Origin of the sequence: Lentilactobacillus dabitei, assembly GCF_019061365.1 — a bacterium.
Classification (GTDB): domain Bacteria; phylum Bacillota; class Bacilli; order Lactobacillales; family Lactobacillaceae; genus Lentilactobacillus; species Lentilactobacillus dabitei.
This window is the reverse complement of record NZ_JAHPPD010000175.1, coordinates 786-1033: the sequence shown is the minus strand read 5'-3', so window position 1 is coordinate 1033 and position 248 is coordinate 786. Positions and strand designations below refer to the sequence as shown.

The following is a 248-nucleotide window of genomic DNA, read 5'->3' as shown; positions in this document are numbered from 1 at the left end:
CATACCTTGCCAGCCTACGGTCGGCACAGTGATAATTTAGAAACAACGGTCATTCAGTTGTATACCAAGGGAATTACCACTGCTGAAATTGCCGAACTCATTGAGAAAATGTACGGTGCTCACTACTCCAAAGCCACGGTTTCCAACATGACTAAAGCCGTCAATGAACAGGTTCAAGCTTTCCAGCAACGCCGACTGGCTTCACAATATGCGGCCATCTTCTTAGATGCCACTTACTTGCCGTTAAA

The 248-nt window shown here is 46.0% G+C and carries 1 pseudogene; it reads left to right on the top strand.

Annotated elements, in window-relative coordinates:
* Positions 1–248: pseudogene (locus tag KTE19_RS14105) on the top strand (transposase); the annotation flags it as partial.